This is a genomic window from Maribacter corallii (assembly GCF_047345415.1).
In the GTDB taxonomy this organism is placed as follows: domain Bacteria; phylum Bacteroidota; class Bacteroidia; order Flavobacteriales; family Flavobacteriaceae; genus Maribacter_C.
The window spans coordinates 1,098,402-1,124,469 of record NZ_JBLFEP010000001.1 but is presented as its reverse complement, the minus strand read 5'-3'; the positions used below and the strand labels follow the sequence as shown (position 1 = coordinate 1,124,469).

At 43.5% G+C, this 26,068-nt stretch carries 21 protein-coding genes; 14 read left to right on the top strand and 7 right to left on the bottom strand.

Annotated elements, in window-relative coordinates; all coding sequences use genetic code 11:
* The first annotated feature begins 132 nt into the window (after positions 1-132).
* From ACKWCA_RS05030 to ACKWCA_RS05000, 7 genes are all read left to right on the top strand, one after another.
* Positions 133-714, top strand: coding sequence for a hypothetical protein (locus ACKWCA_RS05030; RefSeq protein ID WP_413977047.1), 582 nt, complete (start codon positions 133-135; stop codon positions 712-714).
* Between the two features lie 359 nt (positions 715-1,073).
* Complete coding sequence (locus ACKWCA_RS05025) at positions 1,074-1,547, top strand: SRPBCC family protein (protein ID WP_413977046.1); 474 nt, start codon at positions 1,074-1,076, stop codon at positions 1,545-1,547.
* A gap of 217 nt (positions 1,548-1,764) precedes the next feature.
* A complete protein-coding gene (locus ACKWCA_RS05020; protein ID WP_413977045.1) occupies positions 1,765-2,058 on the top strand; it encodes a hypothetical protein in 294 nt (97 codons plus the stop codon).
* 1 nt (position 2,059) lies between these two features.
* Positions 2,060-2,341 carry a hypothetical protein gene (locus tag ACKWCA_RS05015; RefSeq protein WP_413977044.1) on the top strand — a complete coding sequence of 94 codons (282 nt, stop codon included), beginning with the start codon at positions 2,060-2,062 and terminating at the stop codon, positions 2,339-2,341.
* A 202-nt stretch (positions 2,342-2,543) separates the two neighbouring features.
* Positions 2,544-3,335 (top strand): hypothetical protein, encoded by a 792-nt coding sequence (locus ACKWCA_RS05010; protein WP_413977043.1) that lies wholly within the window; start codon positions 2,544-2,546, stop codon positions 3,333-3,335.
* A gap of 328 nt (positions 3,336-3,663) precedes the next feature.
* Positions 3,664-4,536 (top strand): dienelactone hydrolase family protein, encoded by an 873-nt coding sequence (locus ACKWCA_RS05005; RefSeq protein ID WP_413977042.1) that lies wholly within the window; start codon positions 3,664-3,666, stop codon positions 4,534-4,536.
* Positions 4,537-5,104: 568 nt separating this feature from the next.
* A complete protein-coding gene (locus tag ACKWCA_RS05000) occupies positions 5,105-6,523 on the top strand; it encodes a purple acid phosphatase family protein (protein ID WP_413977041.1) in 1,419 nt (472 codons plus the stop codon).
* Positions 6,524-6,551: 28 nt separating this feature from the next.
* Here the strand turns inward: ACKWCA_RS05000 and ACKWCA_RS04995 are convergent, their stop codons facing one another.
* Complete coding sequence (locus tag ACKWCA_RS04995) at positions 6,552-7,826, bottom strand: PQQ-dependent sugar dehydrogenase (RefSeq protein WP_413977040.1); 1,275 nt, start codon at positions 7,824-7,826, stop codon at positions 6,552-6,554.
* 155 nt (positions 7,827-7,981) lie between these two features.
* Here ACKWCA_RS04995 and ACKWCA_RS04990 point away from each other — a divergent pair, with 155 nt between their 5' ends.
* Both ACKWCA_RS04990 and ACKWCA_RS04985 read left to right on the top strand, forming a co-directional pair.
* Entirely contained in the window at positions 7,982-8,350 is a 369-nt protein-coding gene (locus ACKWCA_RS04990) for a GntR family transcriptional regulator (RefSeq protein WP_413977039.1), read from the top strand.
* A 1-nt stretch (position 8,351) separates the two neighbouring features.
* The gene (locus tag ACKWCA_RS04985) at positions 8,352-9,242 is read left to right on the top strand and encodes a slipin family protein (RefSeq protein WP_413977038.1); all 891 of its coding nucleotides are present in this window, start codon (positions 8,352-8,354) and stop codon (positions 9,240-9,242) included.
* Positions 9,243-9,278: 36 nt separating this feature from the next.
* Here ACKWCA_RS04985 and ACKWCA_RS04980 read toward each other — a convergent pair whose 3' ends face one another.
* From ACKWCA_RS04980 to ACKWCA_RS04965, 4 genes are all read right to left on the bottom strand, one after another.
* Positions 9,279-9,953 carry a LytR/AlgR family response regulator transcription factor gene (locus ACKWCA_RS04980; protein WP_413977037.1) on the bottom strand — a complete coding sequence of 225 codons (675 nt, stop codon included), beginning with the start codon at positions 9,951-9,953 and terminating at the stop codon, positions 9,279-9,281.
* Complete coding sequence (locus ACKWCA_RS04975; protein WP_413977036.1) at positions 9,950-10,870, bottom strand: sensor histidine kinase; 921 nt, start codon at positions 10,868-10,870, stop codon at positions 9,950-9,952. The genes ACKWCA_RS04980 and ACKWCA_RS04975 overlap by 4 nt, the downstream gene beginning before the upstream one ends.
* Before the next feature lie 122 nt (positions 10,871-10,992).
* Positions 10,993-11,682 carry a hypothetical protein gene (locus ACKWCA_RS04970; RefSeq protein WP_413977035.1) on the bottom strand — a complete coding sequence of 230 codons (690 nt, stop codon included), beginning with the start codon at positions 11,680-11,682 and terminating at the stop codon, positions 10,993-10,995.
* 28 nt (positions 11,683-11,710) lie between these two features.
* Positions 11,711-14,035 (bottom strand): TonB-dependent receptor, encoded by a 2,325-nt coding sequence (locus tag ACKWCA_RS04965; RefSeq protein ID WP_413977034.1) that lies wholly within the window; start codon positions 14,033-14,035, stop codon positions 11,711-11,713.
* A gap of 1,647 nt (positions 14,036-15,682) precedes the next feature.
* On the opposite strand from ACKWCA_RS04965, the gene ACKWCA_RS04960 reads away from it, so the two are divergent.
* Positions 15,683-18,784 (top strand): discoidin domain-containing protein, encoded by a 3,102-nt coding sequence (locus ACKWCA_RS04960; protein WP_413977033.1) that lies wholly within the window; start codon positions 15,683-15,685, stop codon positions 18,782-18,784.
* A gap of 291 nt (positions 18,785-19,075) precedes the next feature.
* Here ACKWCA_RS04960 and ACKWCA_RS04955 read toward each other — a convergent pair whose 3' ends face one another.
* On the bottom strand, positions 19,076-19,198 hold the full coding sequence (locus ACKWCA_RS04955) for a hypothetical protein (RefSeq protein ID WP_413977032.1): 123 nt from the start codon (positions 19,196-19,198) through the stop codon (positions 19,076-19,078).
* Positions 19,199-19,530: 332 nt separating this feature from the next.
* Between ACKWCA_RS04955 and ACKWCA_RS04950 the strand changes: the two genes are divergently transcribed.
* Positions 19,531-21,894: a hypothetical protein gene (locus tag ACKWCA_RS04950; protein WP_413977031.1), complete on the top strand. Its 2,364-nt coding sequence runs from the start codon at positions 19,531-19,533 to the stop codon at positions 21,892-21,894.
* A gap of 70 nt (positions 21,895-21,964) precedes the next feature.
* Here the strand turns inward: ACKWCA_RS04950 and ACKWCA_RS04945 are convergent, their stop codons facing one another.
* Positions 21,965-23,128, bottom strand: coding sequence for a matrixin family metalloprotease (locus ACKWCA_RS04945; RefSeq protein ID WP_413977030.1), 1,164 nt, complete (start codon positions 23,126-23,128; stop codon positions 21,965-21,967).
* 775 nt (positions 23,129-23,903) lie between these two features.
* Here ACKWCA_RS04945 and ACKWCA_RS04940 point away from each other — a divergent pair.
* From ACKWCA_RS04940 to ACKWCA_RS04930, 3 genes are read left to right on the top strand one after another with little or no spacing between them, the layout of a single operon-like run.
* Positions 23,904-24,110: a hypothetical protein gene (locus ACKWCA_RS04940; RefSeq protein ID WP_413977029.1), complete on the top strand. Its 207-nt coding sequence runs from the start codon at positions 23,904-23,906 to the stop codon at positions 24,108-24,110.
* Positions 24,111-24,116: 6 nt separating this feature from the next.
* A complete protein-coding gene (locus ACKWCA_RS04935) occupies positions 24,117-25,331 on the top strand; it encodes a coiled-coil domain-containing protein (RefSeq protein ID WP_413977028.1) in 1,215 nt (404 codons plus the stop codon).
* A 5-nt stretch (positions 25,332-25,336) separates the two neighbouring features.
* Positions 25,337-26,068 carry a hypothetical protein gene (locus tag ACKWCA_RS04930; protein WP_413977027.1) on the top strand — a complete coding sequence of 244 codons (732 nt, stop codon included), beginning with the start codon at positions 25,337-25,339 and terminating at the stop codon, positions 26,066-26,068.

Genomic DNA, 26,068 nt, shown 5'->3' with positions numbered 1-26,068 from the left:
AAATCTTTGGGATTTTGCTTTCGAACAAAAAAAGAAAAAACAAAACCAAAAGCTTTTGCTTAGCGCGTAGCTGGAAATCGGTCGGATTTCTGCGCCGCACTAATCATAGCCCAGCCGTTGTATGCAATTTGAATGACCAACGAAATATACTATACCGCGTTAGAAATTTATGATTCCGAAACAGGAGATGAATTCAGTTGGGGGAAATATATAGAATGGTCAAAACTGACTCATCTGACCGAATTAGTCTCCCTTGATGGGATGCTTAATGGACTTGCGTTTAAACCTGATTTTGACTCAAAAGACAATTGGAATTATATCGTAACTGATGAAAACATAGTAACTGTATTTTTCAATTCCAGAGAATATGTTTTAAGCAAAGTAAAGGATTTAGACCACTTTAATTTTTTAGCAGTAATCAAAGAACCGAACGAACAAAAAGCGGAATTAGAAACTGAATTTGAATTTGTCGGATACGACCTAATTGAAAAAGATGGAGACATTAGTGCTTTAACTAATTGTGGCGGATTTGACGAAACATTTGCACCAACTGACTTAAATGAATTCGGTCTGATTTCTGATTACGAGAAAGTAAAAAAAATTCAAACGAAATTGCCGATTAACAATCCTGCTGAACATCACGCTGATTGTTATTTATATGAAGTTTGGAGACATAAAAATATTGGAAGAAAAACTGCATACAACAAAACCTAAACGTAATGCGGACTTTAGGGCTGCATCGAGAGGTCTGTGTATATTTATGAAGTCGCTAAATCTTATGAATTTAGCTTTGGACAAGAAAAAAGAAAACCAAAAGCTTTTGCTTAGCGTTTAGCTGGAAATCCCTCGGATTTCCGCACCGCACTAATCATAGCCGAACCGTTAGCACACATACTGAAAAAAAACCTATGGGAGGAGGATTTGGAAATTTAAGCAGTTTAGGCGGTCTAGTGATTTGGGCTTTCAACTTGTTTAAAGGAAATTGGAAAGACTATCGTAGGCACAAATATTCTTTTGAAGTTGGATTAGGAACTGTTTTGTTATTTATATTAATACTTTATCTGAAAGGTTAAATGCCAAAAATCACACTAAAAACAGAAATCAAAGCAAGCAAAGAAATCGTATTCGACCTTTCAAGGAGTATTGACTTACATAAAATCTCTACGGAACATACAAACGAAACTGCAATCGCTGGAAAAACCAGCGGACTAATTGGAATGGATGAATCGGTTACGTGGAGAGCAAAACACTTTGGAATTTATCAAAAATTGACTTCAAAGATTACGGAATTTGAACGCCCAAATCTGTTCGTAGATGAAATGGTTAAAGGAGCTTTCAAAAGTTTCAGACACGAACATCATTTTAAGGACTTGAATGGAGAGACTTTGATGACGGACTATTTTGACTATGAATCACCTTTTGGAATCCTAGGAAAATTGGCGGACAAGCTGTTTTTACTAAAATATATGACGGACTTACTAACGGAACGGAATAGAATCGTAAAAGACTTTGCGGAAACGGACAAATGGAAAAAAATAGTTGCGTAGAAAAAAGTACGTATGCTAACAAAACCTAAACGTAATGCGGGCTTTAGAGCGAAACCGAAAGGTCTGTGTAAGTCTATAATGTTGCTAAATCTCATGGATTTAGATTTGGACAAGAAAAAATAAAACTAAACAATAAGCTTTAGCTTCGTGCGTAGACGGAAACGAAAAGTTTCCTTGCCCCCGCACTACGCTTAGCCCAGCCGTTGTAACACATTTAATGAAACATATTGCAACATACCAAATTCACGATACTTTTAAAATAACTGGAAGAGGAATTGTTTTCTCAGGTCATATTTTGGATGGCGATTTTATGACTGGAGATTTAATCAGATTTGACTTTAACGGACAAATATTAGACCGAAAAATAAAGGGAATTGATACTGGAATTAGAGTTGAAGAAGGAAAACCTAATGTTGGGGTTATGATTGATTGCCTAAATGAAAAAGAAATTGATGATTTACGAAATTGGATTCCAAACAAAATAACGGGAAAAATATACTCTAATAGATAAAATGAAACTCGATAAAAAATATCCTGAACAACTATTCAGTCATTGGGTTGCAATGTTATCTGTTAACTTTCCAGAATTCGATACAGATGGTGTAAAAGAACAGATTGAAATGTATAAAGAACTAGAAGGCGAAAAAGAATTTGTAGAGTTAAAGCAAGAAATTACAGCTATTATAAACAACGGAGACTTGGACAAATATCTAGAATTAGCAAAAGATTTCGGGTTGGACAAAATATTAGCCGAAGACTTAACAAAAATGACGGACACAATACTTGCGGAATAAAACGTGTTACAACAAAGCCTAAACGTAATGTGGACTTTAGGGCTTAACCGAAAGGTCTGTGTATATTTATGAAGTCGCTAAATCTTATGAATTTAGCTTTGGACAAGAAAAAAGAAAACCAAAAGCTTTTGCTTAGCGTTTAGCTGGAAATCCCTCGGATTTCCGCACCGCACTAATCATAGCCGAGACGTTAGCAATAATTTTGAAAAAGAAAATTTACATATTGATTCTTAGCCCAATATTGACACTCTTATCGTGTGGACAAAATTCTTTTGAAAAAGAAATAAATGGAAAGTGGTACGGACTGGAGAATGATGGATTTACCAGAATGTACTTTCACCCAGATAGTCTAATATTTATGGAGGGCAATACTCAGACTGTAAAATGGACAGCGGACGAATCCAAAATTGAATTTGATTACATTGAACAATGGCCTTATCAGACTTTTAAAAAAGATTCAACAAAAACAATGTTTATAGAATATTTTCTTTCTAAAAACAACAATACTCTTTCCTTTAAAAAGATTAACGATTCAACAATAGATAGAAATTTCAACTTACTAAGAGCAGAAAACTATTTTGATTTCTTGAGTAAAAAAAGTGGAGTGAAATTTACATTACCCAATGACACCAAAGTTGAACGTATTGGTCTATCTAGTGAATATGGTCTTAAAATTTTTATTGGAACCATTAATAATAAAAGTGCTATTGTCTCAGAATATGGTAATGGACTAGATTCAATTAAAAACGACATTATTAAATTCAAACAAAACCTCAAGCCATTAGATGAATATCATCAACTAAAATTAGAATCTGACATGCATTTGAGAGTATTTGCGGATAAGTCAATTTCAGATGAAGAAATTCAAAAACTTATTCAAAGAATTAATCAAAGCGATTTAAAAAAAGTCTTCAGAATGTACGAGACTAATACTTATTATAATTTCGAAACCTTAGCTGGTAAAGAGATAAAAACTATTGCTGACAAAACCTAAACGTAATGAGGGCTTTAGAGCTAAAAGGAATGTTTGAGTATATTTAGAATGTCGCTAAATCTTATGGATTTAGCTTTGGACAAAAAAAAGAAAAAGCAAAACAATAAGCTTTAGCTTCGTGCGTAGACGGAAACGAAAAGTTTCCTTGCCTCCGCACTACGCTTAGCCCAACCGTTGTGGGTAATTACAAAAAAGGGGACGATTGAATCTACAAACCCTATTTGGACCAGCTGTCAAACAATAAAACAAGCAAAGATTAAGGTTGCAAACAATTTTGCAACGCTTTATAAAAAAATCAGTCTTTAAGATATCTTCAAAGACCGATACAATGAAAAAACTACTGTTCATTCTCTTTTTTGCATTCATAATTTTTGGATGCAAAGTTGTTCCTCAAATGGCAGAACTTAAACAAGTAGGTTCAAGAGGCTGGTATACGACCCTAGAACCATTTTCGGAATTTGAACACGACCACAAGTCCGTTGATATTTGGATTCCTGATAAAGAAAAAAAAGCACCTATAATAATATACGCACATGGTGGTGCTGGTTATCGCGACGATGACCGTGCCAGGGTTGAGATGTTTAGGAGAAATGGTTTTGCTACTATATCATTTGATGCATACGAAATGAACGGTTTAGATTGGGAATTTGTTACTCGTAAAGTAACAAACAATGGCAAGCAAAATCTAATTTGGAATGTTTTCAAAGGAGCGGTTGACTATGCTGCAAATGATGACCGTTGGGATAATCAAAATATTTTCCTTTATGGCGCCTCAAATGGTGGCAGGGTGGTTTTATATGCAGGTAGTGAGCTAAAAAACAATAATATTAAGGGAATTATATCGGAAGCTCCGGCAGCTACAGGATATCCTCTTGGAGATTTCAAGATTCCCACAATTATTCCCTTTGGTGAATTAGATACCTGGGCCGGAAAATCAGCTACAGATTATGTGTGGGCAAGAACTTACCCTACTTCACCTATTTCAATAGAAAGTTGGACGAAATCGCTTCAAGAAAAAAATCGTCCTATTAAACTAATTTTTTATGAAAATGCAGGACACTTATTATTTGAAGGCCCTCTAGAAAAAGTTACGGTAAGAAGAGGCGATACAATTGCATTTGTTGCTTATCAAGGAGCAAATGATGAAGCACTCGAAAAATACGAACAAGATGTAATTGCATTCGTGAAAAGCAATTTATAGAATCAGCTCTGGAAACTGCTGGACTAGAATTTTATTGAACATTCATAAGAACGGAAAACTTTTTTTACTAATGCTTTAGAAATCCGAAAATCATAAAAGCATCGGAATAAAATAAATACAAAATAACTACTCACAACACAACCTATAAACAATACGGGCTTCGGGCTTACCTCCCTGCCTGCAGGATCACAGGATTTGTGTATTTTTATGAAGACCGCAATCGCTATCGCTATCGGGATGGGATTTTGCTTTAGACAGGAAAAAAACAAAACCTGCCTCGCCGGCAGGCAGGCAAAAAGATTTCGCTTTGAGCTTAGCGGAAAGCAAACGCTAGTTTGCTCCCATACTGTTCATAGCCAAACCGTTACAAGTAGTCCCGAAAAATCTACGCTTTTTAGGACTATTCAAAATTAGATAGTACCATTTGCCAAGTGTTGATTTCGACAATTTGTTTTCTTGACTGTGTAACCCGGCCCACAAAACCACCTTTCCAACTATTTCAATTTCTTAACAACAACATGGCATTGAAAGTTGGCCTTGTATTCCAAATAAAACTACTTTAGTGCGTATGAAATCAAATCCAATGAACGTGCGGTTTTTTTCTGGTGTAGGTAGCCTGATCGCGCTGTTACTCGCTTCTTTTCTAAACCACGATACGGCTTACGGTCAGACGCCCGTAGCAGAAGGACATTCACATTATCATAGCCATGACAGCATAGTTTCACATAAGCTGCTGTTCCCTTCCAAAACCCCGGATCGGATCATCGCGAACCTTACGGCAGACCCTGCCCATAGTTTTGCCGTAAATTGGCGTACTGACCAGCAAATAGCTACGGGATATGTAGAGATTGCCGAGGCCACTGATGGCCCTGGGTTTTTGTTAAGTGGGATACGCCATGTGAAAGCGGTTTCTGAGCGATTTGAAAATCAGAACAGTCGAGAACCCTTGGTCAAGGCTGTTTTTCACTCGGCCGTGGTTTCAGGACTTCAGCCCAATACCACTTATGTGTATCGGGTAGGCGATGGATCGAAAGCGTTGGGGACTTGGAGTGAGTGGTTTCAGACGACCACCGCAAGTGATACCGCTGACGAACCCTTCAGTTTTATCTATTTTGGGGATGCCCAGAATAGTGTAAAATCCATGTGGTCACGTGTTATCCGCAATTCATACCGTCAATTCCCCGATGTGGATTTTATGTTACATGCCGGGGATTTGATCAACGATAGGGATGCCAATGTGGAATGGGGCGAATGGTTTTATGCCGGAAGTTTCATCCATGCTACGATTCCTAGTATAATGACTCCCGGAAACCACGAATATAGAGACGGGGTCTTGTCTTCCTTATGGAAACCCCAGTTTACCTTGCCTGAAAACGGACCAACAACCGCCGTAAAAGAGACCTGTTATGCCATCGACTACCAAAATTTGAAAATGATCTCACTAGACGCGGTGGCGTTCGATGAGTATGAAGAATCGCGTGAGGTCCAGGTGAAATGGCTTGATTCGATATTACGGAACAATACCAAAAAATGGACGGCCATCACCTTGCATTATCCCATTTTCTCTACGGCCAAGGGGAGAGACAACAAAGTGCTCCGGGAGACGCTAAAACCACTACTAGATACCTATAAGGTCGACTTGGTCTTGCAGGGCCATGATCATACCTATTCCAGGGGCTTTGCCGAGAATGAAGGAAAGGGACTGACCGTTGTCAATGATGTGGGAACCATGTATGCCGTTTCGGTAAGCGGACCTAAAATGTACGAATCAAAAGACCAAGATTGGATGGTACGCAGGGGAGAGTTCACCCAATTGTTCCAAATCATAACAGTTTCTGAAGACACGATTACGTATGGCGCGTACACACCTATCGGAACACTGTATGATGCCTTTGAATTGGTTAAAAAGAACGGGAAAAGGCAGCTGATCAACAAGGTGCCGGACAGCCCGGTTCGACTACGAAAGGACTTTATAAAGGAAGAGTAACAATGGTTAAGGAGGCGGTCTCCTGCTGCTAATACGTTACCTTAAAAATACTGCCGCCAAAGTCATCACAGACATACAAGGCGCCATCAGGCCCCTGAGCCAGTCCGCAGGGGCGATGTTTCAGTCCGTCGCCTTCCGTTGGGTTGGCCAAATCCATTCCCGCGAAGTTATCGAGGAAAATTTCCCAATCGCCATCAGGAGCTCCATTCTTAAAGGGAACAAAGGCTACAAAGAAGCCTTTGTTAAGTGGTTTCGATTGATTGTGAAAAGCAATGAAGGCCCCATTCTTGTAACGTTCCGGAAATAGGTCACCGGTATAGAACAACACGTCATTCGGACCTAAATGTGCAGGGAATGCCATGATGGGGGCAATGGCATCTTCGCCTCCTGATTGTATTCCGTCACCGCCATACTCCGGTGCGAGAATCCGTTTCTTTTGGATAGGGTCATAATAGGTTTCGGGCCAACCGGCATTGTCGTTCTCCTGTAATTCGTAAAAAGTTTCGGCAGGCAGTGCATCGTCTTGTTCTTTGCTATAAAGATCCGGATAAAAATTGTGCAACCCGCCCCGTCCGTGATCGGTGGCAAATAAAGAGTTGGTCTGGAAGTTCCATGTGATGCCAACAGCATTTTTAAGACCGGTAGCATATCGGGTGCCATCGGCATAGGTCTGGTTGAGCTGATCCGCCTTGAATTTCCAAATACCCCCAGCAGAATCCAAGAGCGTACAAGGGATCATGCCCGCATCCGATTCCGTATCGCGACAGGCATCATTCCACGAACCGATGGTGACATAAAGGTTGCCATCACTATCGACAGTAAACGGTTTGGCATTGTCGCGTCCCATATCGATGAGGCCATCTACGATTGTTTGTGGATTGTTAGCATCGACAATTTCATGGTTTTCGTTCAAGGCATAACGATGCACACCGGAATTCGAAGAGGCGTACAGGTAGTTATCCGTTGCCAAGATTCCAGTTCCGGGAACTTCGGCAAATTCCTCTTGTTCATAAGGAGATTCCTCGGTGTTGGTATATTTTAACCGAACGATGCTCTTTCCGTTCTTGAGTACGGAGCGATTGGCATAGACATCCCCATTATTGGCTACGGTCAAATGTCGAACAGCGCCTAATTCGGTACCGATTTCGAATACCGAAAAGCCTTCAGGCGCCTCTAACAGGGTTTCATTGATGGGCGCTGCAGGGCTTTCTTTCGGTTCATTTTTACATTGAAGGAAGAATGTTGACAAAACAATGGCAAAGACGGCCAACAGTGATTTTCGGGTGGTGCGTACGAGTTTCATAAAGTGTTTTTAGGCGGGTTGCCCCTAAAGTTAGCAATTCAATTGGAGCTACAGTATCTCAACCTAAGAGATGTTCTGAAAAGCACTCCTTTTGGCAATTAAAAAAAAAGTTGTATGTTTGTACTATACATATAGTACAATAATATAATAGTATAATGATCGCTTTTCGCTTGGACCCTAAGAACGGAACCCCTTTTTACCGCCAGATTATTGATCAGATCCGGTTCGGTATTGCATCAGGAAGCCTAAAAACAGGAGAACAGTTGCCCACCGTAAGGGCATTGGCCGTAGAATTGAAAGTGAACCTCAACACCATTGCCAAAGCGTACAAGGAGTTAGAGATTCAAGATATACTCGAAACCCACCAGGGCACGGGCACTTTTATAAGCCACATCGAATTGGAAATACCCCCTGAAGAAAAAGACAAAAAACTGACGGAGATTTGTCACGAATTTTCCACAATTGCTTTTACCTATGGATTTTCGGTAACTGATATTATAAAACAACTTCAAAAACAACTGTAAAATGAAGGCAATAAAGAAAAACCTATGGAACCCCATTTCGGGCACGGTGATGCTTGTACTATCGGCAATCTCTTTTGTATTGTATTATTTTGATGTCATCGACATCGCAGTCTTGGCGGTATTGATATTGATTGCACTATTCATAGCGCGATCCATTCATATTGCGGATCAATGGGAGAAAGCGGTAGTACTTCGCATGGGAAAATTCAATGGCCTTAAAGGACCTGGAATATTTTTTATCATTCCCATCATCGATCAGATAGACAAGTATATTGACCAACGGGTACGCGTCACGGATTTTAAGGCCGAACAGACCTTGACCAAGGATACTGTTCCCGTCAATGTTGATGCCGTAGTGTATTGGACGGTCTGGGATGTTGAAAAGGCCGCGCTCGAAGTGCAGGAATACGAAAGGGCTATTTTTTATATTGCCCAAACGGGCTTACGCGATATCATCGGTAAACATGAACTGTCGGACATTCTTCAAGAGCGGGATAAAATTGCCGATGATCTGCAGAAGGTGCTGGATGAGAATACAAATCCTTGGGGCATTACCTGCCAAACCGTAGGAATCAAAGACATTATTATTCCCCAAGATCTGGCGGATGCCATGAGTAAGGAAGCTCAGGCGGAACGAGAGCGACGGGCACGAGTGATTCTTGGGACGGCCGAAACAGAGATAGCCTACAAATTCTCTGAAGCCAGTGAGCAGTATAAGAAAAACCCAGTGGCCCTACACCTAAGGGGCATGAATATGTTGTTCGAAGGTCTGAAGGAAAAGGGGTCAATGGTTATTGTGCCTAGCTCCGCATTGGATTCCATGAACCTTGGAGCTTTAGGAGGGTTGGTATCACTGAGTAAGACGGACGAACTTCCGGAAACCGGTCACTGATACCATCCTGTTAAATAACGATTACGGTCAAACGAGCTATTCGATTGCCTTAAAAAAGGCTTCTTTGTAGGTCTTTCCGATGGGAATTTCAACTGCGCCAAGAAAAATCAGATTGCCATAGACCTTCTGTATTTTTTTGGTATTGACGATATAGGAACGATGCACTTGAACAAAGGATAGCCCCTGCAGTTTTTCTTTCCAGTTGCGAAGGCTATCCAAAATCAAAATTTCCTGTTCTTGGGTGACCACCTTTACATAGTCGACTTCGGCCTTGATGAATAAAATCTCATTCGTGACCACTGAATACATGGTCTTGTCCGCGTAAAGAAAAAGCCGGTCGTTCTTTTCCTTTTTTTGATGTGATAGCTGTTCCCGTACCCTTGTGACGGCCTTAAAAAACCGTTCATAGGAGAAAGGCTTTACCAAATAATCGGTGACGGCTTCCTCAAAGGCGGCCACAGCATAGTTCGAATAGGCAGTAGTACAGATGACCTTGGGCGGGTTGCGAAGGGTTTTTAGAAAAGTCAAGCCGTTGATTTCTGGCAGCTGAATATCCAGAAACAAAATATCAACCTCTTGCAATTCCTTCGGTGGAATGTCCAAACCACTTTCGTAACTGCCCGAGCACTGAATAAAGGGTGTCTTCTGAACGTAGCTGAGCAGCACTTCGCGGGCCGATTTTTCATCCTCTAAAATGATACACTGCATCATAACTGTATGGCAAGTTTTATGCTGTAGCGATTTTGCTCTTCCGCTATTTCCAAATGGTGTCTTTCTGGATACAGGAGGGTCAATCTCTTTTTTACATTTGTAATGCCGACACCACTGGTCGCCCAACCGAGGTCTACTTCCTGCTGCCCGGCAGTATTGAACGGATTTACGCAATGAAAGGAAAAATCGGTTTCGCTGGCCGCTATCGCGATGTTGATCTGATGGTTTTTCCCTTTTAGCAAGCTGGTATATTTAAAGGCATTTTCCACGAAGGGAATAAGTAATAAGGGAGCGATTTGTTTTTCCGAATACTCGATTTCCGTAGAAAAAGTGACCTTGACCTTATCCGCTAACCGTTCTTCTTGTAGATGAATATAGTCTTTTAAATGCTGAACTTCGCGCTGCAGGCTTACCTGTTCTTGTTGCCCTTCATGAAATAAGTACCGAAACCCGTCCGATAGCTTGAGGATCAATTCTGGTGTGTTTTCCTCTTTTTTGAGGGCGTTGGCATAAATGGTATTTAGGGTATTGAACAAGAAGTGTGGATTGATCTGTGATTTCAAGGCCTTCATTTCAGCGCGGTTCTTTTCTTGTTGCAACACCTCAAGACTTCGCTGCTGACGGTAGATGTTTTTGATGGAGAACAAGGTGAAAAAAATAATTCCGAAACTCACATGGGTCAATAGATTGGTCGCGAAGTGCTGCCAGAAATGGGTGTCTCCCGAATGAAAAAACCCATCGGTATATTCGTAGCACAAGGTATTGCCCACCAATACCAATAGCGCCAAGGCATAGTATTTTCTTTGACCCAGCCTCGGAAAGAACCAGAAATAAAGAAAATAGGAAATGGTCATTTTAAATACCAAGGCATTGAGTTCATGTGCAAATGACATCGCATATCCACCCTCCCGTTTCATATACTTTATATACGGATATAAGAGTACCATGCCCCATAGAAATAGATGCAATAGGGGCTCAAGCCGAATAAACTTCGCATATGGGGTTTTATGTTCCAATAGAGGTGTAAATTACATAATTATCAGTGTGCGATCACCAAGTCCTTCAGGGCTATTTTGGCAAAGATGGTCTCCTCTCCCGTGGTCCCACTTATCCTGAAAATCATATGTCCGGCCGACAAGGGGTTACAATCTTCTTGCTCAAAAACGATGCTATCGTTCAGTTTGAACCACATATGGGTGCCTTTCCTCCCAATTTCAACACTATTCCACTCCTGGGTTTTCATAATGGTATTCGGTAATGTTTGATAAAAGCCTCTCTTGAATGGGGATACATTTTTGAAGAAAAACGGCTTGTTTCCATGTGACGCATTATTAAAGGTAAGGTTGTAATGCTCGAGTTTCGTGCGCCAGTCCCAGAAATCCCTTCCTTTAGCATTTGCCGGCGGCAGTGTTAGGTTTTCTGAATCACCCATATCTGAAGTAAAGAGCAATACAATGCAGACCGATGATTCCGATAGGGCCTTGACTTGATAGTTGATTTGTACATCACCCTCGTAGGTATCGGGGCTGATCAAAAAGTAGCCATCGGATCCTTCCGTTTCCTCAACAATCAATTCTTCGCCGTTTACCGAAGTCTTCCCCAGGTCTAGGGTTTGCCATGTCGTCAGTTCCTTTGCTGAAATGCGTTCTTTTTTAAGGTCGTTTTGAGCGGTACAGGCACTGTTTCCTAGTGTGATTGTCGTGATTACCGTCAGTATTGCTTTTTTCATGTGTTGGTATATTACAATTAGTTTTAAATTAATCAGTGGTGCCGAGATGTTCGTAGTTTCGTGACTTTCTGTTTCTGGTTTTTCCTTGATCCTGAAGGAGTTTATAGTTCAGGCTGAACAATACCCCGAAAGTTTGTGATTGAAACCGCCACACCTCTTGCTGTATCACTTGAGGGGTAATCAAGGTATTTTCACGCAGATTGTTATCCAATACGTCAATAATTCTAAGGTTGGCGGTAAGTCTATTGTTCAAAAATTTGGCGCGGACGGCAAGGTCCAATCGATTTCTTGGGTCGGTAAAACTAAATTCCCTTTGGTTTTTTGGTGTATGGCGGTAGGTAAGGTCAGCGCTTATAGCTTTTGTAATGTTCCAGGTGTTTTTGAAAATAATATTCGATGAGTACAAGTGATACCAAGTAAGGTCGATGTCTTGAGACACCGTCGTGAAATAGTAATTCACTGACAACTGGGTGTTCCAAAACGAGGTTAAAGGATAACGGGCGTCCGCTTCAAATCCATACGATTGCTTGCTGCCGATATTCACAAAACTGATGGTTCGAACACCTTCATCATCGATATCCTGTAACCACTGAATGACGTCGGTCCGATTTCTATAAAATGAGGAGACCGATCCATTGAAGCGCTCATCATTATATTGATAGTTCAATTCGATATTATCGCTGAATTCAGGGGTAAGGCCAGGGTTCGCTTCCCATTGAAAATACTGATTCCCCATTTGAAAGGGATTGATATGATGAAAATTAGGACGCGAAATGCGTTTGCTGTATCCGAGGCTTAGCGTATTTGAATCGTTGCTATTGTACGAGAAATGAACCGAGGGAAAGAGATTTGAAAAGGTGAGATCCGTTGTTTGATTTGCTGCGGTATTCATTGAATTTGAATGGAAGTATTCGTAACGTAAACCGGCCTGGGCATTGAGTTTTCCTAGGGTTGCCCTTCCCACGGCATATATTCCTAAAATCTCCTCATGATAGGTGAATTGCTCGTTTCGAGGAAAAATACCGCGCGGTTGAAAAAAATCAAAACTCTTCAATTGCCGGTCATTCCATAGGGCTCCCGCCTCTACACTGGCCTGGTCACCTATGGGCAATGTATAGTCTAAAGCCGCTTGTTGTATGGTGTTCTTGTTTCTTTGCTCTTCTTCGAACAAGAAAATACCTGCTTCAACATCTCTTGCGGGCAGAATATTCTCGTTGTTGGCAAGGTGGTAGTCCAGCTCGATAAAATGCCCTTCCCCCTTGAATTTTCTGCGGTAATTGGTGTTATAGCTTAATGTTTTATGGGTATGTGCCGAATTCCGTACATACAAGAAGTCTGGCCGATCGGTTACATTGGTATAAAAGGTCGTATTAAAGAATTGGTGGTAATCGTAGGTGTAATCGAGATCGAAAGAAAGCTCGTTCGCGTCATCGAAAAAGAAATCTAAACCGCCCGAGATTTTTTCCACTTTCCCGCGAAAATCGTGTGGGGCATAGAAATCCCTTGTATTTCCATTGGTGTATTGCTGACTGATCCATTGCTCACTATCCATTTCCCTTCGTTCTCGAGACGCATTGAGCCTTATATTGACGAAAGAAAGATTGTAGTTGGACATCAGGCCATAACTGTGACGCTTAGTTCCGACTGCACCGTTGATCCCGAGGTTCATGCCTAGGGATCGGTTCTTTTTTAAAACAATATTGAGAATACCTGATAGGCCGTCTGCTTGATTTTTAGCGGAAGGAGACGTGATGATCTCTACTTTTTCGACCGACACTGCGGCAATTTGGCTCAATAGCTCCGTGGCATTTAAGGGTGAAGGTTTTCCATTCACCAGTATGCGAACATTGCCACTGCCGCGTAATGAGATAGTACCGATTCCCAAATCGGTCTGTATTTCCGAAATCTGTTCAAAGGCCTCAAGTACGGTAGCTCCTGATTGTTGTAGGTCGGCCCCTAAGTTGATTACTTTTCGGTCTATCTTCAAGCTTGTAGTGGTTTGGGCCACAGCCACGACCACCTCGTCCAAGGCTAGGTTCGCGGCGTATAGTTTTACGTCCATACCATCGGGATCACTAATGTCCGACACTCCTATTTTGGCAGTTTCATAGCCGATAAAGCTAATCTCGAAATGGGTGAACTCCTCGGTTACCTGTATTTCAAATCTTCCATCCGCACTGGTGGAAACGCCATCGATCAAGACGTCATTGTATAATAGGGCCACTGTTGCAAAAGGAATGGCTTCCATGCTTTGTGCATCTTGAACCTGCCCCGAAAAGGAACCGGACCCTTGTGCCCGACAGAGGGCAAAGTATCCTAGAAAACAAATGAGGAACGCAAGCAATTTGGCCATAAATGAAGTTTACAGCTCAAATATGATTCATAGACGAAGCAACTAAAACTTTTATCTGTGAACATAGCTGCTCACTCTGTCAATGAGGTGCTCCACCTTTTAAATCGTTCATAGTTCGGTAATTGCGCTGGAAGCAACTAAAACGTTTATCTAAAAGCACGTAATAAATCAAAATAATCCCTTTGCAGGGCGTAAAATCCTGAATTACGTTAACGAAAATTGGAGAAAAATTCTCTAAAACTAGAATTCCCCACAGATTTGAATGCGTTCACAACAATTATTGTGGTCTGAAGAGAATTGATTTTAGGTTTGTGCTGTCCCGTGAAAACTTGAAATGGTTTTCGCTCTATAACTAAAGTGTATTTTATCTGCTGGGTATTCCAACAGAGAAATACAATGATAAAGGTAAAAGAGATGGGCATAAATTTTTTGGCGGACGCTGTTTTTTCGTCTGTATTGAAAAAGCAAAGCGTTATATTCCTACCACTGTTTGTATCCCAAACAGGTTTCACTCAACAAGGTTATTTTGAACGAGGTCATCTTTTCAGGGCCTCCATTCCAGCTCCTGACAACCCTATGACATTTCTGTGGGAAGAGGTCTATCAGCTAATTTGTACTGTCGATGCAGGCCATACGTCATTGTCATCGGGCGCACAAGCATTGTATTTCGCATCCTTTGGAAAGCCGAGGAACCGATGCCGAACGGATGAAGATTTCGTTTTATCGGGAAAGTCAGTTGACCAACGATGTTGTCCCAAGATTTTATATGAGTACTAAGGTGTAGCCGGTGAGGGCATATTCAACGATACAATAGATTTGTTAGAGGTGGTCCACGATGCGAGGTTCCAAAAAAAATAGAACGAGGTTAATTGCAGACCAACCAATTATCTCCCGAAAGGTCATTTTAGTATAAAATGGCCTTTCTTTTTTGACGTAACTCCAGAACAAAAAGTTCTTGAACGATTATGCTACCTTGGTTCTCCCAAAAAACAGGGCTCGATATTCGGTCGGCGGACGTTTTCGATATTTTGATACCAACAACGGGCTAAGTTAGGTGCAATAAGTGCCAATTGCTTCTCACCAATCGATTCCAAGTGCTTGTTGAATCAAGATGTCCCACGTTGGACAAATTGTTTCTTTGAAATCCGGAAAAGACCATCCAAATCGCTTAAAATATCACCCCTCTTTTAATCTTTTATTCGAAAAATTTGTACTCCTCTAGCGTATGTAATCGTCCAAAGGAGGCAATGTTGGAAGAAATATAACAATGTCTTGCTTTATCGGCGCGGACGTTGGTGTTTGGGACGCGGGATAGCATCGCTATCCCTTTTCGACCACATTGCCTCCTTTGGACGTACCATACGATGCTTTCGGAAATTGAGGAAAGCTATCACGACTTGTTTTGAAAGAAGAAACGACCATATATAAAGTTCAGAAAAACCTTTCATTAGATATTGTTTAAGCGCACGTATGCAACAAAAACAGCGCCCTTGGCAACAATAATTAGAATACTTTTTGAAATGATAGTATGTTTGGGCCGTCCCATTTCGAAGGCCATATCGCGCTTTCGATTTTTTAACCAGACATACAGAAATGTAGTCACCATACCGGAATTAATCGGTGTGTTTGGAGAGAAAAAAAATCGAAATGGGAAACCTACCATACGGGCGTTCCGTTCCATATACTTTTGGAACGAACCTTTACCGTCTAATAGTTGTTACTAGTTGCTTTTTATATGGCCTATTGGGCAGTCATACGTATGCCCAGACCATACCTGATACCGATGATTTCCAAATAAGAGTAAACTCACCGCCGCAACCTGGTTGGTCTAGATCAGCGGGCACTCCCGATACCAATGATGCCTACAATTTGTGGGGCACTCATTCATGGACCCTTGGCCCGTTCCCTCCCCCGACAGGGCATAGTCACTTTATGAGTGCAGGGAACTGGATTTCTGGGGGCGAAGCAGCAACTGCCACCATTGGGGGTCTTTCTGCAGGTACCACCTATCTGTTCACCTTTTATGTAGCCGGTTTTTATTCGGCCAGTTCGGGCTGGACCAATGCAATAGGCACTAGCTATCGCATTCAAATAGGCAATGACGATAGTGGTAGCGTGAGCTATAATTCCTGGGGTTGGATACAGCAAACGTTTACCTTTACAGCTGATGCTACCTCCGAGACCATCACACTCTATGGCCCAACAACAGGGGCAGGTACAGGTCTTAATGCAATGACCCATTTTAGTTTAACCAGTACTGCGATAACAGCTGTTACTGATACCGATAAGGATGGCGTAGTGGATACGGCGGATATAGACGATGACGATGATGGTATCCTCGATGTGATCGAGAATCCTACTGTCGCACAAGATATCACCCCGGTGGTCGGAACGAACGTGATTACCAATGGCTCGTATTACGGCACCAATTACGACCCTGCCCTGAACAGTACCCATAGCAATAGTTGGCGCGCCCCAATTGCGAGCACTGGTATTTATCATGTAGGGGTTACCTTTGATACCCCCGGTTCGATAAACACGGTTTCCCTTCAAGGACGATATAACTCCTCACAGCGGGTTACCTCCTTTCGTGTAGAAGGCACCAAGGATGGCAGTACTTGGCTCGATCTGGGCACCTATACGGGAAATTCGAACAATACCACCATCGTTACCCGAAACATTCCCAATACCAACACGGACTGGACCGGAATACGCATAGTACCTCTGGCATATTCCGGTTGGCCATCGCTCCGTTTTGGGGTCAACAGTACTTCCGAGGGAGGCGATTCCGATGGTGACGGGCTTGTCGATAGTTTCGACATCGATTCCGATGATGACGGCATACCGGATAACATAGAGGCACAGTTAACGGCTGTTTATATTGCCCCGACCGGTCTAGACAATGATAGCGACGGTCTGGATAACGCTTATGATGCCACTCCCAATGGAACTTCTAACGGAGCGGGATCCCTAGGACTGGTCCCGGTGAATACGGACGGCACGGATGAATTGGATTATTTGGACACCGATTCCGATAATGACGGCACTTTCGATATAGTCGAGAACAACCACGGTTACACTATAACTAGTGGTACCGATACTGACAATGACGGTCTGGACGATTATTTCGATGCGGTAGACAACAGTGCCCCCGCCTCTTGGGATGCCAATGATGAGATTACCGGGTCTGGCCTAGCGGAACGGATCAGCAGTTTCGGCGATGTGGACGATGATGCGACTGGCACCATTGTTCCCCTTTCAATGGATCTTGACTTTCGGGATGCGTCGGATGATAGTACCGTTGACCTTGATATGGACGATGATGGCATTCCAAACGTAACGGAGAAATATCTTGACCAACCGGCGACGGCGAATTCAACTTCAGGAAACGGAACCAACCAGGACAAACTGTACTTTTTCAATTGGACCTCCTCCTTATTCAACGACGGTATTCAGAACGGGGATTTTCAGACGTTCAATCTGGCAGATGGGGTGACCATTACCGCCGCGTTTTCGTACGTGGTGAATATGGGAAGTTACCTCCCACAAGACATGAATACATGGTCATTTTCCCAACTACACCAGCTATATAATACGGGAGGTTCTCGAGAGGCTTTTTACGGATCCAGCGGGGCTGATGGCTCCTTTCGAGTCACGTTTACCGCTACCAAAGGGGGCAATCCCTATCCTATTGATCTCTTAGCATTGGATGCGGAAGCTACCGATGTGCCCGAATTTTTGAGAATACGCACCAATGGCGAATCTTGGAAGGTATTCGAAGATGTAGGTTCGTATAACGTAACAGGAACGGGTACGCGAACGATAGAATTTGTCGACACCAATTTTGGTACGGCAATCATGTATTCCGAGAACGCAACCATCTTGGATATTACCTTAGATGCAGGTGGCCGTGAAGCCTTTGCCCTAGGGGTGGCCTTGGTAGGCGACCTTGATAACGATGGGTTGCCCAACCATTTGGATCTTGACAGTGACAATGACGGGATCTATGATGTGGTTGAAGGCGGTGCGCTCGGGGTATCGGGGGTGATCGATTCGGACAACAACGGGATCATCGACGGAACGTCGGCCGCCTTCGGGTCCAATGGTCTTTTCAACGGTATCGAGACCAACGATACGGCTACGGCAAGCTTGACCTATGCAGTGAGCGATAGCGATAGCGATGGTATGAACGACCCCTACGAACTTGACAGCGACAATGATCTTTGCACCGATGTGGTGGAGGGCGGTTTCACCGACCCTGACAGCGACGGTATACTCGGTAGTTCCCCCGTTACCGTGGATGGTGATGGGCTTGTCACCGGTCAGGGGGGGTATTCCACGCCCCTTGACGGTGACGCCAACGCCATCTATGATTTTCAAGAGGCCGGTGCCTCCCCGACCATTGTGACCCAGGTACCGGACCGCCTAAGCTTCGATGGCAATGTATCCACGTCCTTTACCGTGGGTGCCTCGGGCCCGGGTCTCTCGTACCAATGGCAGATCAGTACCGATGGGGGCGTTACCTATACGGATCTTGCCGACGGGCCGCATTATGCCGACGTGCGAACGGTCACCCTTCTGGTACAGGGGGGCATCACCCTGGCTGACGACGGTCACCTCTTTCGGGTGGTGGTATCCAGCGATGCCTATTTCTGTGGCAATGTGGTCTCCGATGCGGGATTATTGACCGTACGTGTACGTTCGGTGATCACCAACAGGCGTATTACCAAAAGGGTGAAGAAAAACTGATATCGGGCATTCGGATTCCGGAAAGGGGCAAAAAGATTAGGCATTTCCTTGACGACTCCATAGTTTGCCCCTACCATAGCATTACCCCGGTGTTGCCACTGGCATAGTTCAGGTACATGCGAATGCGCAACACATACTTGAGCCAAGGATACTAGTTCGAAATCAAAGGATGCAGGCGTTTCTAGTGTGACTCTAGAGCAGGGGGATAGATTTTTTCCTCGTTGCGATCAAGTGCTGAAATCCCGATGTGACCATCCAAATCGCTTAAAATGGCACCCCTCCTTTAATCTTTTACTCGAAATATTTGTACCCTTCTAAAGTATGCAATAGTCCGGAGGAGGCATTGTTGGAAGAAGTATACCAATGCCCAGCTTTATCGGTACGGGCATTGGAGTTTGGGACGCGGGATAGCATAGCTACTCCTTTTCGACCATATGGACTCCTCCGGACCGTTACATACTTTCAGAAATTTGATAAGCTGTGATTGTTGGCTTTTAAATACAAGAATCAATAATAAAAAAGATAAGTAAAATCTTACAAATGTTGTTCTAATAAGATTACGCAACTAAAATCATTTCATTGACAACAATAATTAGAATACCCAGTGAAATGATCTTATGTTTGACCCGTCCCATTTCGAGAGCCCACAACGTGTTTTCGATCTTTTGACTGAAATATACAAGAAGATATCGCATCGGAAAAATATATCAGGTCGGAAAAGTGTATTAGGAAACTTCAAATTCGAAATGGGAGACTTACTTCAGAGCTGTTCAGCTCTTTTTATTCGTACTAAGAAAAGCACTGCCTTTATATCCGATATGTTCGCTAGGTCTCAGCAGTCCCGGTTTGGGCAGTCATATCTCTTGTTGATTAGTATTTTATTGCCCCTTTTTTTTCATAACAACTCATTTGCACAGACTATTCCCGATACGGAAGACACACAATTAAGAAGTGGAGTGCCACCATCAGGATGGACGTTACTCGCTGGTGACCCGGATACCAGTAACAGTTCGGTATGGGGCCTTAACGGTCTTTCTTGGGTGGGAGGTCCATATCCACCGCCGACCGGACATACATACTTCCTGACAGCCGGCTCTTCGGTTCCGTCAGGAGAAGCAGTATTTTCTACTGTGACCGGATTAACGGTAGGAGAGGAATATACCTTTACCTTCTATGTTGCCGGGTTTCGTACGACTACGACTTCATTGGGGAATAATTACCAAATTTATGTTGGAAATGAAACTAGCGGCTTAGTGACCTTTAGCTCTACAGATTGGGTGGAGCAAACCTTTACCTTTACGGCAGATTATGCCTCTGAGAACATTTTTATTTTCGGCCAATCATCCGGGAATGCCAATACACATATCAGTTTTATGAGCAATGCAGTAGCCATTGACTGCGTTGTGAACGTGGCACCCGCTCCAAGTTTGAGTAATACCACAATCACGAATACATGCCCCACGAAGACCGTGGACCTCACCACGATTACGGCTAACAATACACCATCAGGAGCAACGATGACATGGCATACGTCTACGCCTGCAACAAGCGCTAACCAGATTGCAAACCAGATGGCAATTGCGGCCGAGGGAACCTATTATGGGGCTTTCTACTATACCGCTACCGGCTGTTACGGAGCCACAACTTCCATACCCGTTTCGTTGGACACGGACTGTGACAGTATCGTTAACGCTGACGATCTCGATGATGATAATGATGGTATTCTCGACACTGTGGAGTGCCCTCAAGGAGCTATTTCAAGTGTATTGATAAGTTCTAATGCGGATTTGAATTCTACGAAGACTATTCCTGGAAATACGATTACTTTTACTACCCATTCTGATCTAATTACACAAACGCCCCCTGGAGCGTTCTTTTCGGGCGGTGGCGCTGCCAATTCGTTCGCTTTGGGCACCACCTCAGGCAATACTGCCGCATTGCCTTTTGAAATAGACATATTGGATCCTGTTGCCGAGCTGTCCTTCACTATTTACGATATCGATGGTAGTGTCACAAATATTCCGGCAAATACGGAAAGCGTGAGCTTAGCGGTTTTTGATGAAAACGACCTGGCCCTTCCGATCAATCCATCTTGGTTCACTTTGGGATCAGAGATCAATTTTACGTCTTCTGCAACGGTAGCTACTTTTGAGTCTGACTTTTTGGACGGCAACTTGTTGGCCGATCCAAGGATCCGGGTTGATGTTTCCATTCCGGAGGTTGTGGGGAGGATCGTACTCTCATTTACTAAAGGAGACGGAATGGGAAGAATTGCCTATTCCCCTTTTTCTTTTGTATCGCTGACGGATACCGATGGTGATGCTCTTTTGGATCATTTGGATCTTGACAGTGACAATGACGGGATCTATGATGTGGTTGAAGGCGGTGCGCTCGGGGTGTCGGGGGTGATCGATTCGGACAACAACGGGGTCATCGACGGAACGTCGGCCGCCTTCGGGTCCAATGGTCTTTTCAATGGTATCGAGAACAACGATACGGCTACGGCAAGCTTGACCTATACCGTGAGCGATAGCGATAGCGATGGTATGAACGACCCCTACGAACTTGACAGCGACAATGATCTTTGCACCGATGTGGTGGAGGGCGGTTTCACCGACCCTGACAGCGACGGTATACTCGGTAGTTCCCCCGTTACCGTGGATGGTGATGGGCTTGTCACCGGTCAGGGGGGGTATTCCACGCCCCTTGACGGTGACGCCAACGCCATCTATGATTTTCAAGAGGCCGGTGCCTCCCCGACCATTGTGACCCAGGTACCGGACCGCCTAAGCTTCGATGGCAATGTATCCACGTCCTTTACCGTGGGTGCCTCGGGCCCGGGTCTCTCGTACCAATGGCAGATCAGTACCGATGGGGGCGTTACCTATACGGATCTTGCCGACGGGCCGCATTATGCCGACGTGCGAACGGTCACCCTTCTGGTACAGGGGGGCATCACCCTGGCTGACGACGGTCACCTCTTTCGGGTGGTGGTATCCAGCGATGCCTATTTCTGTGGCAATGTGGTCTCCGATGCGGGATTATTGACCGTACGCGTACGTTCGGTGATCACCAACAGGCGTATTACCAAAAGGGTGAAGAAAAACTGATATGGGGCATTCGGATTCCGGAAAGGGGCAAAAAGATCAAGTATTTCCCTGACGACTCCATAGTTTGCCCCTACCATAGCATTACCCCGGTGTTGCCACTGGCATAGTTCAGGTACATGCGAATGCGCAACACATACTTGCGCCAAGGGTATAGACGTTGCACAATATGTGCGTTCAATCGGGTACCGCTGTCATCATCACCGGCCAAGAACTTCAATTCGCCATTGACCTCTTCAAAAAGAACCATGACCGTATCGGAATTCCCGAACGTCTGAATGTCGTAGTCACGCGTAGCGTTCGGCTCTAAGATAAAATTCTTCTGTTCGGCGGGAGCCAAGGATAATAGTTCGAAATCAAAGGGTGCCAGGCGTTCATATTGTGATTCTGGAATAGGGGGATAGAATTTTTTCACCTCGCTTCGGTCAAGTGCTGAAAGCCCGAGTTCAGGTTGTAGGCCACTGGCGTATTGGGCGGGACTTTGAATAAGCCCTGGCGCGAAGGAGTAGTGCATTACCGAGTTGGGATCCCAGGGGGATCCATCCACAGCACTTGCGGGTAATTTGCGTAATACATTGTGATAGGTGACTTCGGGCGCCCAGTTGTTCGGTGGTCCCCCAAAATAGTCGTACACAGCGGGTTCGTCCCAGATGATGCCGGAAATGGGGTTTTGATGTTCGTGTGGAAAGCCCAGCGTATGACCGATTTCATGAACCGGGGTATCAAGTCCGCGAGAGTCTTGGGTGAGGTCCCAACCGAAATTCATGGTCCGCTCAAATTGCCCTGGAATATCGATGACATCCCTGCCGACATAAGACCATGAACGACCATCACGTAAAAAGCCGATGCGTATTTCAGCCTCTTCGATTTCCGAAATCTCCTCGAATTCGAGTCCGATACCCACATCTTTCCATATGTCAAACGCATCCCTTACCAGTTGTTCGTGGGTTGCATCTCCCGAAAAGTCGCCAGTTTTGAAAAAGTAATAGCGCAACTTGGTTCCATTGACCCATTTCTTATCGATTAACCGGATAAGCCGTTCCCTCGAATCGGAAATATCGGTATCGAATTCACGTTCGAGAACCTCCGGTAAGCAACAAAAGTGATTCGGCTCCTTTTCTTGGCCTTTATGATCCCTTTTTGGTTTTGATTCCTCTTCTAAGACGGCCTCTATGCGCTGAAGGCGTTCAGTGAGTTCTTTCACTTGTACGGTAAGTGTTTTTTGCTTTTTAGCCATTAGTTTACTGTTTAAGTTGGAGTTGATACCAACATGATTAGCGTCCTGTATTTTCCGGAAGTGCTAGGGTAAGACACATCCCTATGTTTTGCCCTTAACTGGCCTATGCCGCTTTGGGAAAAAGGTCTTTAAAACTTCACTTTGTAGTAGTGTAGGGAGGGAATTGAAATTTTGTATACTAAAGATATAAAAACCTACACAAAAAATGTTCAAAAGTGTGTAATCTGTAAGTTTTTAGTTACGAATCGATATTTTTTCGTGTTTTTCGGTTCTCCAAGATTGCGCCTAGGGTGACCAAGCACACATCAATACGTTCAGATTTCCAGGAAGACACGCGATTCAAGGCCCTATTCGAAACTCACCACTAGGGTTAGACAACGTATTTTTCCGAAATCCGGATATGACCATCCAAATCGCTTAAAATATCACCCCTCTTTTAGTCTTTTATTCGAAAAATTTGTACTCCTCTATGGTATGTATTTGTCCAAAGGAGGCAATGTTGGAAGAAATAAAACAATGTTCTGCCTTATCGGCGCGGACGTTGGTGTTTGGGACGCGGGATAGCATCGCTATCTCTTTTTCGACCACATTGCCTCCTTTGGATATACCTGCCTGCCATCAAACAGGTGGGCGTCGATCAGGTAAACTTAGTTTACCCCGAGTTTGTTTACCGGTGATTCTCGTCCGTTATGCGTTGGTAACAAAGAAAAAATAAAAAAATGTCCCCAAAAAGTGGAATGTGCGATATACCTAAAAACCGCATAAACACCACACAATGAAATTGGGACAACAGCTTTTCAAAAAAGATCAGTCGATCTGGGGGAAACCCATCATCGCTTACGATCAAACCAAAATGGACACCTTGTTTTCGGATATCAAACAAGCCGAGAGCCATGCAGATAGTAGCGTGCTGCAAGATATGCAAGGTCCGGCCGTCTCTTTGGAGACCGAACTTTACCTCATGTTACATACTTCAAGGTAGGGTGCTATGGTATTTTCAAACGAACAGTTAAAGAACATGGCCTATCGCTCCGCCAATCTTGGCCTCATCCCCCAAGAAGACTTCATCTTAGATGAAAAGAAAATCATCAATGGCTATAAGGGCAAAAAGTACGGTTTAAATGAGCGTATAGGCGAACTAGGCGAATCACTATCAGATCATATTCGGAAAATGGATATTGTGAAGAGCGATTTGTCCAAAGAGGTCATTGCCTTGAGTAAAGCCAATTCCGACGCCATTGAGCAAGAGATTACAAAAGTCAAAGAACAGATCGATCATCAAAAAACGGACATTAAAAACCATATTCGTCGCTGCCAATTGAACGGTGATAGCCTCATCAGCAATCTCAACGTCAATGAAATAAGCAACGCCCAAGATTTTGAACCGAAGGAAGAACAACCCAAACCGGTGCCTAAGAACCCAAAAACAAAATCGAAAAGAGTGCCGCTTTGGCTACTGTATATCGTTGAAGTATTGTTCATTTTCGGCGAGGGAATTCTCTTTTACAACATCCTCACCGAGACTCATGATCTTCCTGAGATCATTTTGAGAAGTGTCTTCTTTATTCCGATTGTGTTTGCGGCCAGTTTTCTTACGTCAAAGCGACTTGCTCTGAGGTGGGTTTGGCTACCCGCCCTTTTGATTCTTAGCGTATACGCGATTCTTTCGTTTACGGTGATGGAGTGGTTTTTTGAATCACAAGATTTGGATGAAACCCTGACTTTCTCAGGATTTTTCATCAAAAACGGTTTCTTGATTCTTGGGGCGGTCATGATGGTTACTTTGGCCCTCTTTCTAACCAACGCCGTAAAAAGCATGTATCGCCGTCGCGACACCAAGATGGAGAAAGACAAACCACAGGTAGCCCAAGCACCCAAGGAAAAATCGCCCCAACAATTGGATCTTGATCTAAAATTTATGGAGCTCAAAGGATTGTACAAAAGGCTAAAGAAATTGGAAGAGCAACTGGCCGAGGCACAGATGGCCGGCAAGGTAGAGTTCAAACGCATATTAGGTGATGTCTCGGTTTTGGAACGAAAAGCTTCGGAAGTATCAGCTCAAATCGGGGCATGTGAAAAGGAGTTAAGTACGTTGGAAATCAATTCGCTCGAAGAACTTAACAAATACCGGGAACACTACGAAAACTATAGCGGGGATAGCAATCCTTTGCGATGGAAAACATTTGATTTTACACAAATATGAAAAAAATGAAAATACAGACTTTAACTTGTCTTTTGGCCATTTTCACCCTGCTGCTTACGAGCTGTGAAACGGAATGTGAAACGGTGACGACCAAAAACATTACCGTACTCATAGATGCTACGGACTCATTGCTTATCCACAAGGCGAAGCATGAGTTGCGCAAGGAGAATTTTGAACACTTGATCGGCCAAGAATTGGGCCTCGAGGAAAGCCCCAAATGCTTTACGGTCAATTATGATTTCGGAATCATCTCTACGCAAAGCTATTACAATCCTACCTCAACAGCCTTATCGCATACCGATTGGGGGCAAGCCCGCAATAAATTGGTCATTGGATGGCGAGATTTTTACGCATCGCACGAGAAAAATCTACAGAGTCTAGATTCGGTGGGCTTGATGGAAAGCACTTCGCTTTTTCCCACTTTGATGAAAGCGATCAACAAAACCGAAGGAACGATTATTGTCGTCAGTGATTTGATCGAAAACAATCCGGCCGTGAATTTTTATAAAAATCCGCCCGCCACTCCTGAACAAATGGACATGGCCTACGATAAAATGGTTCAATATTATTTGCCCGACAGGTTGCTTCAAAAAGAGAAACGCGAGGTTATTTTTGTCGTCATTTCAGAACCCAAAAACGATGCGGTGGTGCACAAGGCGAGGGCTTTTTGGAAATATACCTTAGAAGAGAATTTGGGGCTTAGGGTGTCTTTTACCGATGGCATTTCAACCTTGTAA

Coding starts and splice junctions, on each gene's coding strand:
- ACKWCA_RS05030 (WP_413977047.1), top strand. CDS start 133: ATGACCAACGAAATATACTATACCGCGTTAGAAATTTATGATTCCGAA.
- ACKWCA_RS05025 (WP_413977046.1), top strand. CDS start 1,074: ATGCCAAAAATCACACTAAAAACAGAAATCAAAGCAAGCAAAGAAATC.
- ACKWCA_RS05020 (WP_413977045.1), top strand. CDS start 1,765: ATGAAACATATTGCAACATACCAAATTCACGATACTTTTAAAATAACT.
- ACKWCA_RS05015 (WP_413977044.1), top strand. CDS start 2,060: ATGAAACTCGATAAAAAATATCCTGAACAACTATTCAGTCATTGGGTT.
- ACKWCA_RS05005 (WP_413977042.1), top strand. CDS start 3,664: ATGAAAAAACTACTGTTCATTCTCTTTTTTGCATTCATAATTTTTGGA.
- ACKWCA_RS05000 (WP_413977041.1), top strand. CDS start 5,105: ATGAAATCAAATCCAATGAACGTGCGGTTTTTTTCTGGTGTAGGTAGC.
- ACKWCA_RS04995 (WP_413977040.1), bottom strand. CDS start 7,826: ATGAAACTCGTACGCACCACCCGAAAATCACTGTTGGCCGTCTTTGCC.
- ACKWCA_RS04990 (WP_413977039.1), top strand. CDS start 7,982: ATGATCGCTTTTCGCTTGGACCCTAAGAACGGAACCCCTTTTTACCGC.
- ACKWCA_RS04985 (WP_413977038.1), top strand. CDS start 8,352: ATGAAGGCAATAAAGAAAAACCTATGGAACCCCATTTCGGGCACGGTG.
- ACKWCA_RS04980 (WP_413977037.1), bottom strand. CDS start 9,953: ATGATGCAGTGTATCATTTTAGAGGATGAAAAATCGGCCCGCGAAGTG.
- ACKWCA_RS04975 (WP_413977036.1), bottom strand. CDS start 10,870: ATGAAACGGGAGGGTGGATATGCGATGTCATTTGCACATGAACTCAAT.
- ACKWCA_RS04970 (WP_413977035.1), bottom strand. CDS start 11,682: ATGAAAAAAGCAATACTGACGGTAATCACGACAATCACACTAGGAAAC.
- ACKWCA_RS04965 (WP_413977034.1), bottom strand. CDS start 14,035: ATGGCCAAATTGCTTGCGTTCCTCATTTGTTTTCTAGGATACTTTGCC.
- ACKWCA_RS04960 (WP_413977033.1), top strand. CDS start 15,683: ATGGGAAACCTACCATACGGGCGTTCCGTTCCATATACTTTTGGAACG.
- ACKWCA_RS04955 (WP_413977032.1), bottom strand. CDS start 19,198: ATGCTATCCCGCGTCCCAAACTCCAATGCCCGTACCGATAAAGCTGGG.
- ACKWCA_RS04950 (WP_413977031.1), top strand. CDS start 19,531: ATGGGAGACTTACTTCAGAGCTGTTCAGCTCTTTTTATTCGTACTAAG.
- ACKWCA_RS04945 (WP_413977030.1), bottom strand. CDS start 23,128: ATGGCTAAAAAGCAAAAAACACTTACCGTACAAGTGAAAGAACTCACT.
- ACKWCA_RS04940 (WP_413977029.1), top strand. CDS start 23,904: ATGAAATTGGGACAACAGCTTTTCAAAAAAGATCAGTCGATCTGGGGG.
- ACKWCA_RS04935 (WP_413977028.1), top strand. CDS start 24,117: ATGGTATTTTCAAACGAACAGTTAAAGAACATGGCCTATCGCTCCGCC.
- ACKWCA_RS04930 (WP_413977027.1), top strand. CDS start 25,337: ATGAAAATACAGACTTTAACTTGTCTTTTGGCCATTTTCACCCTGCTG.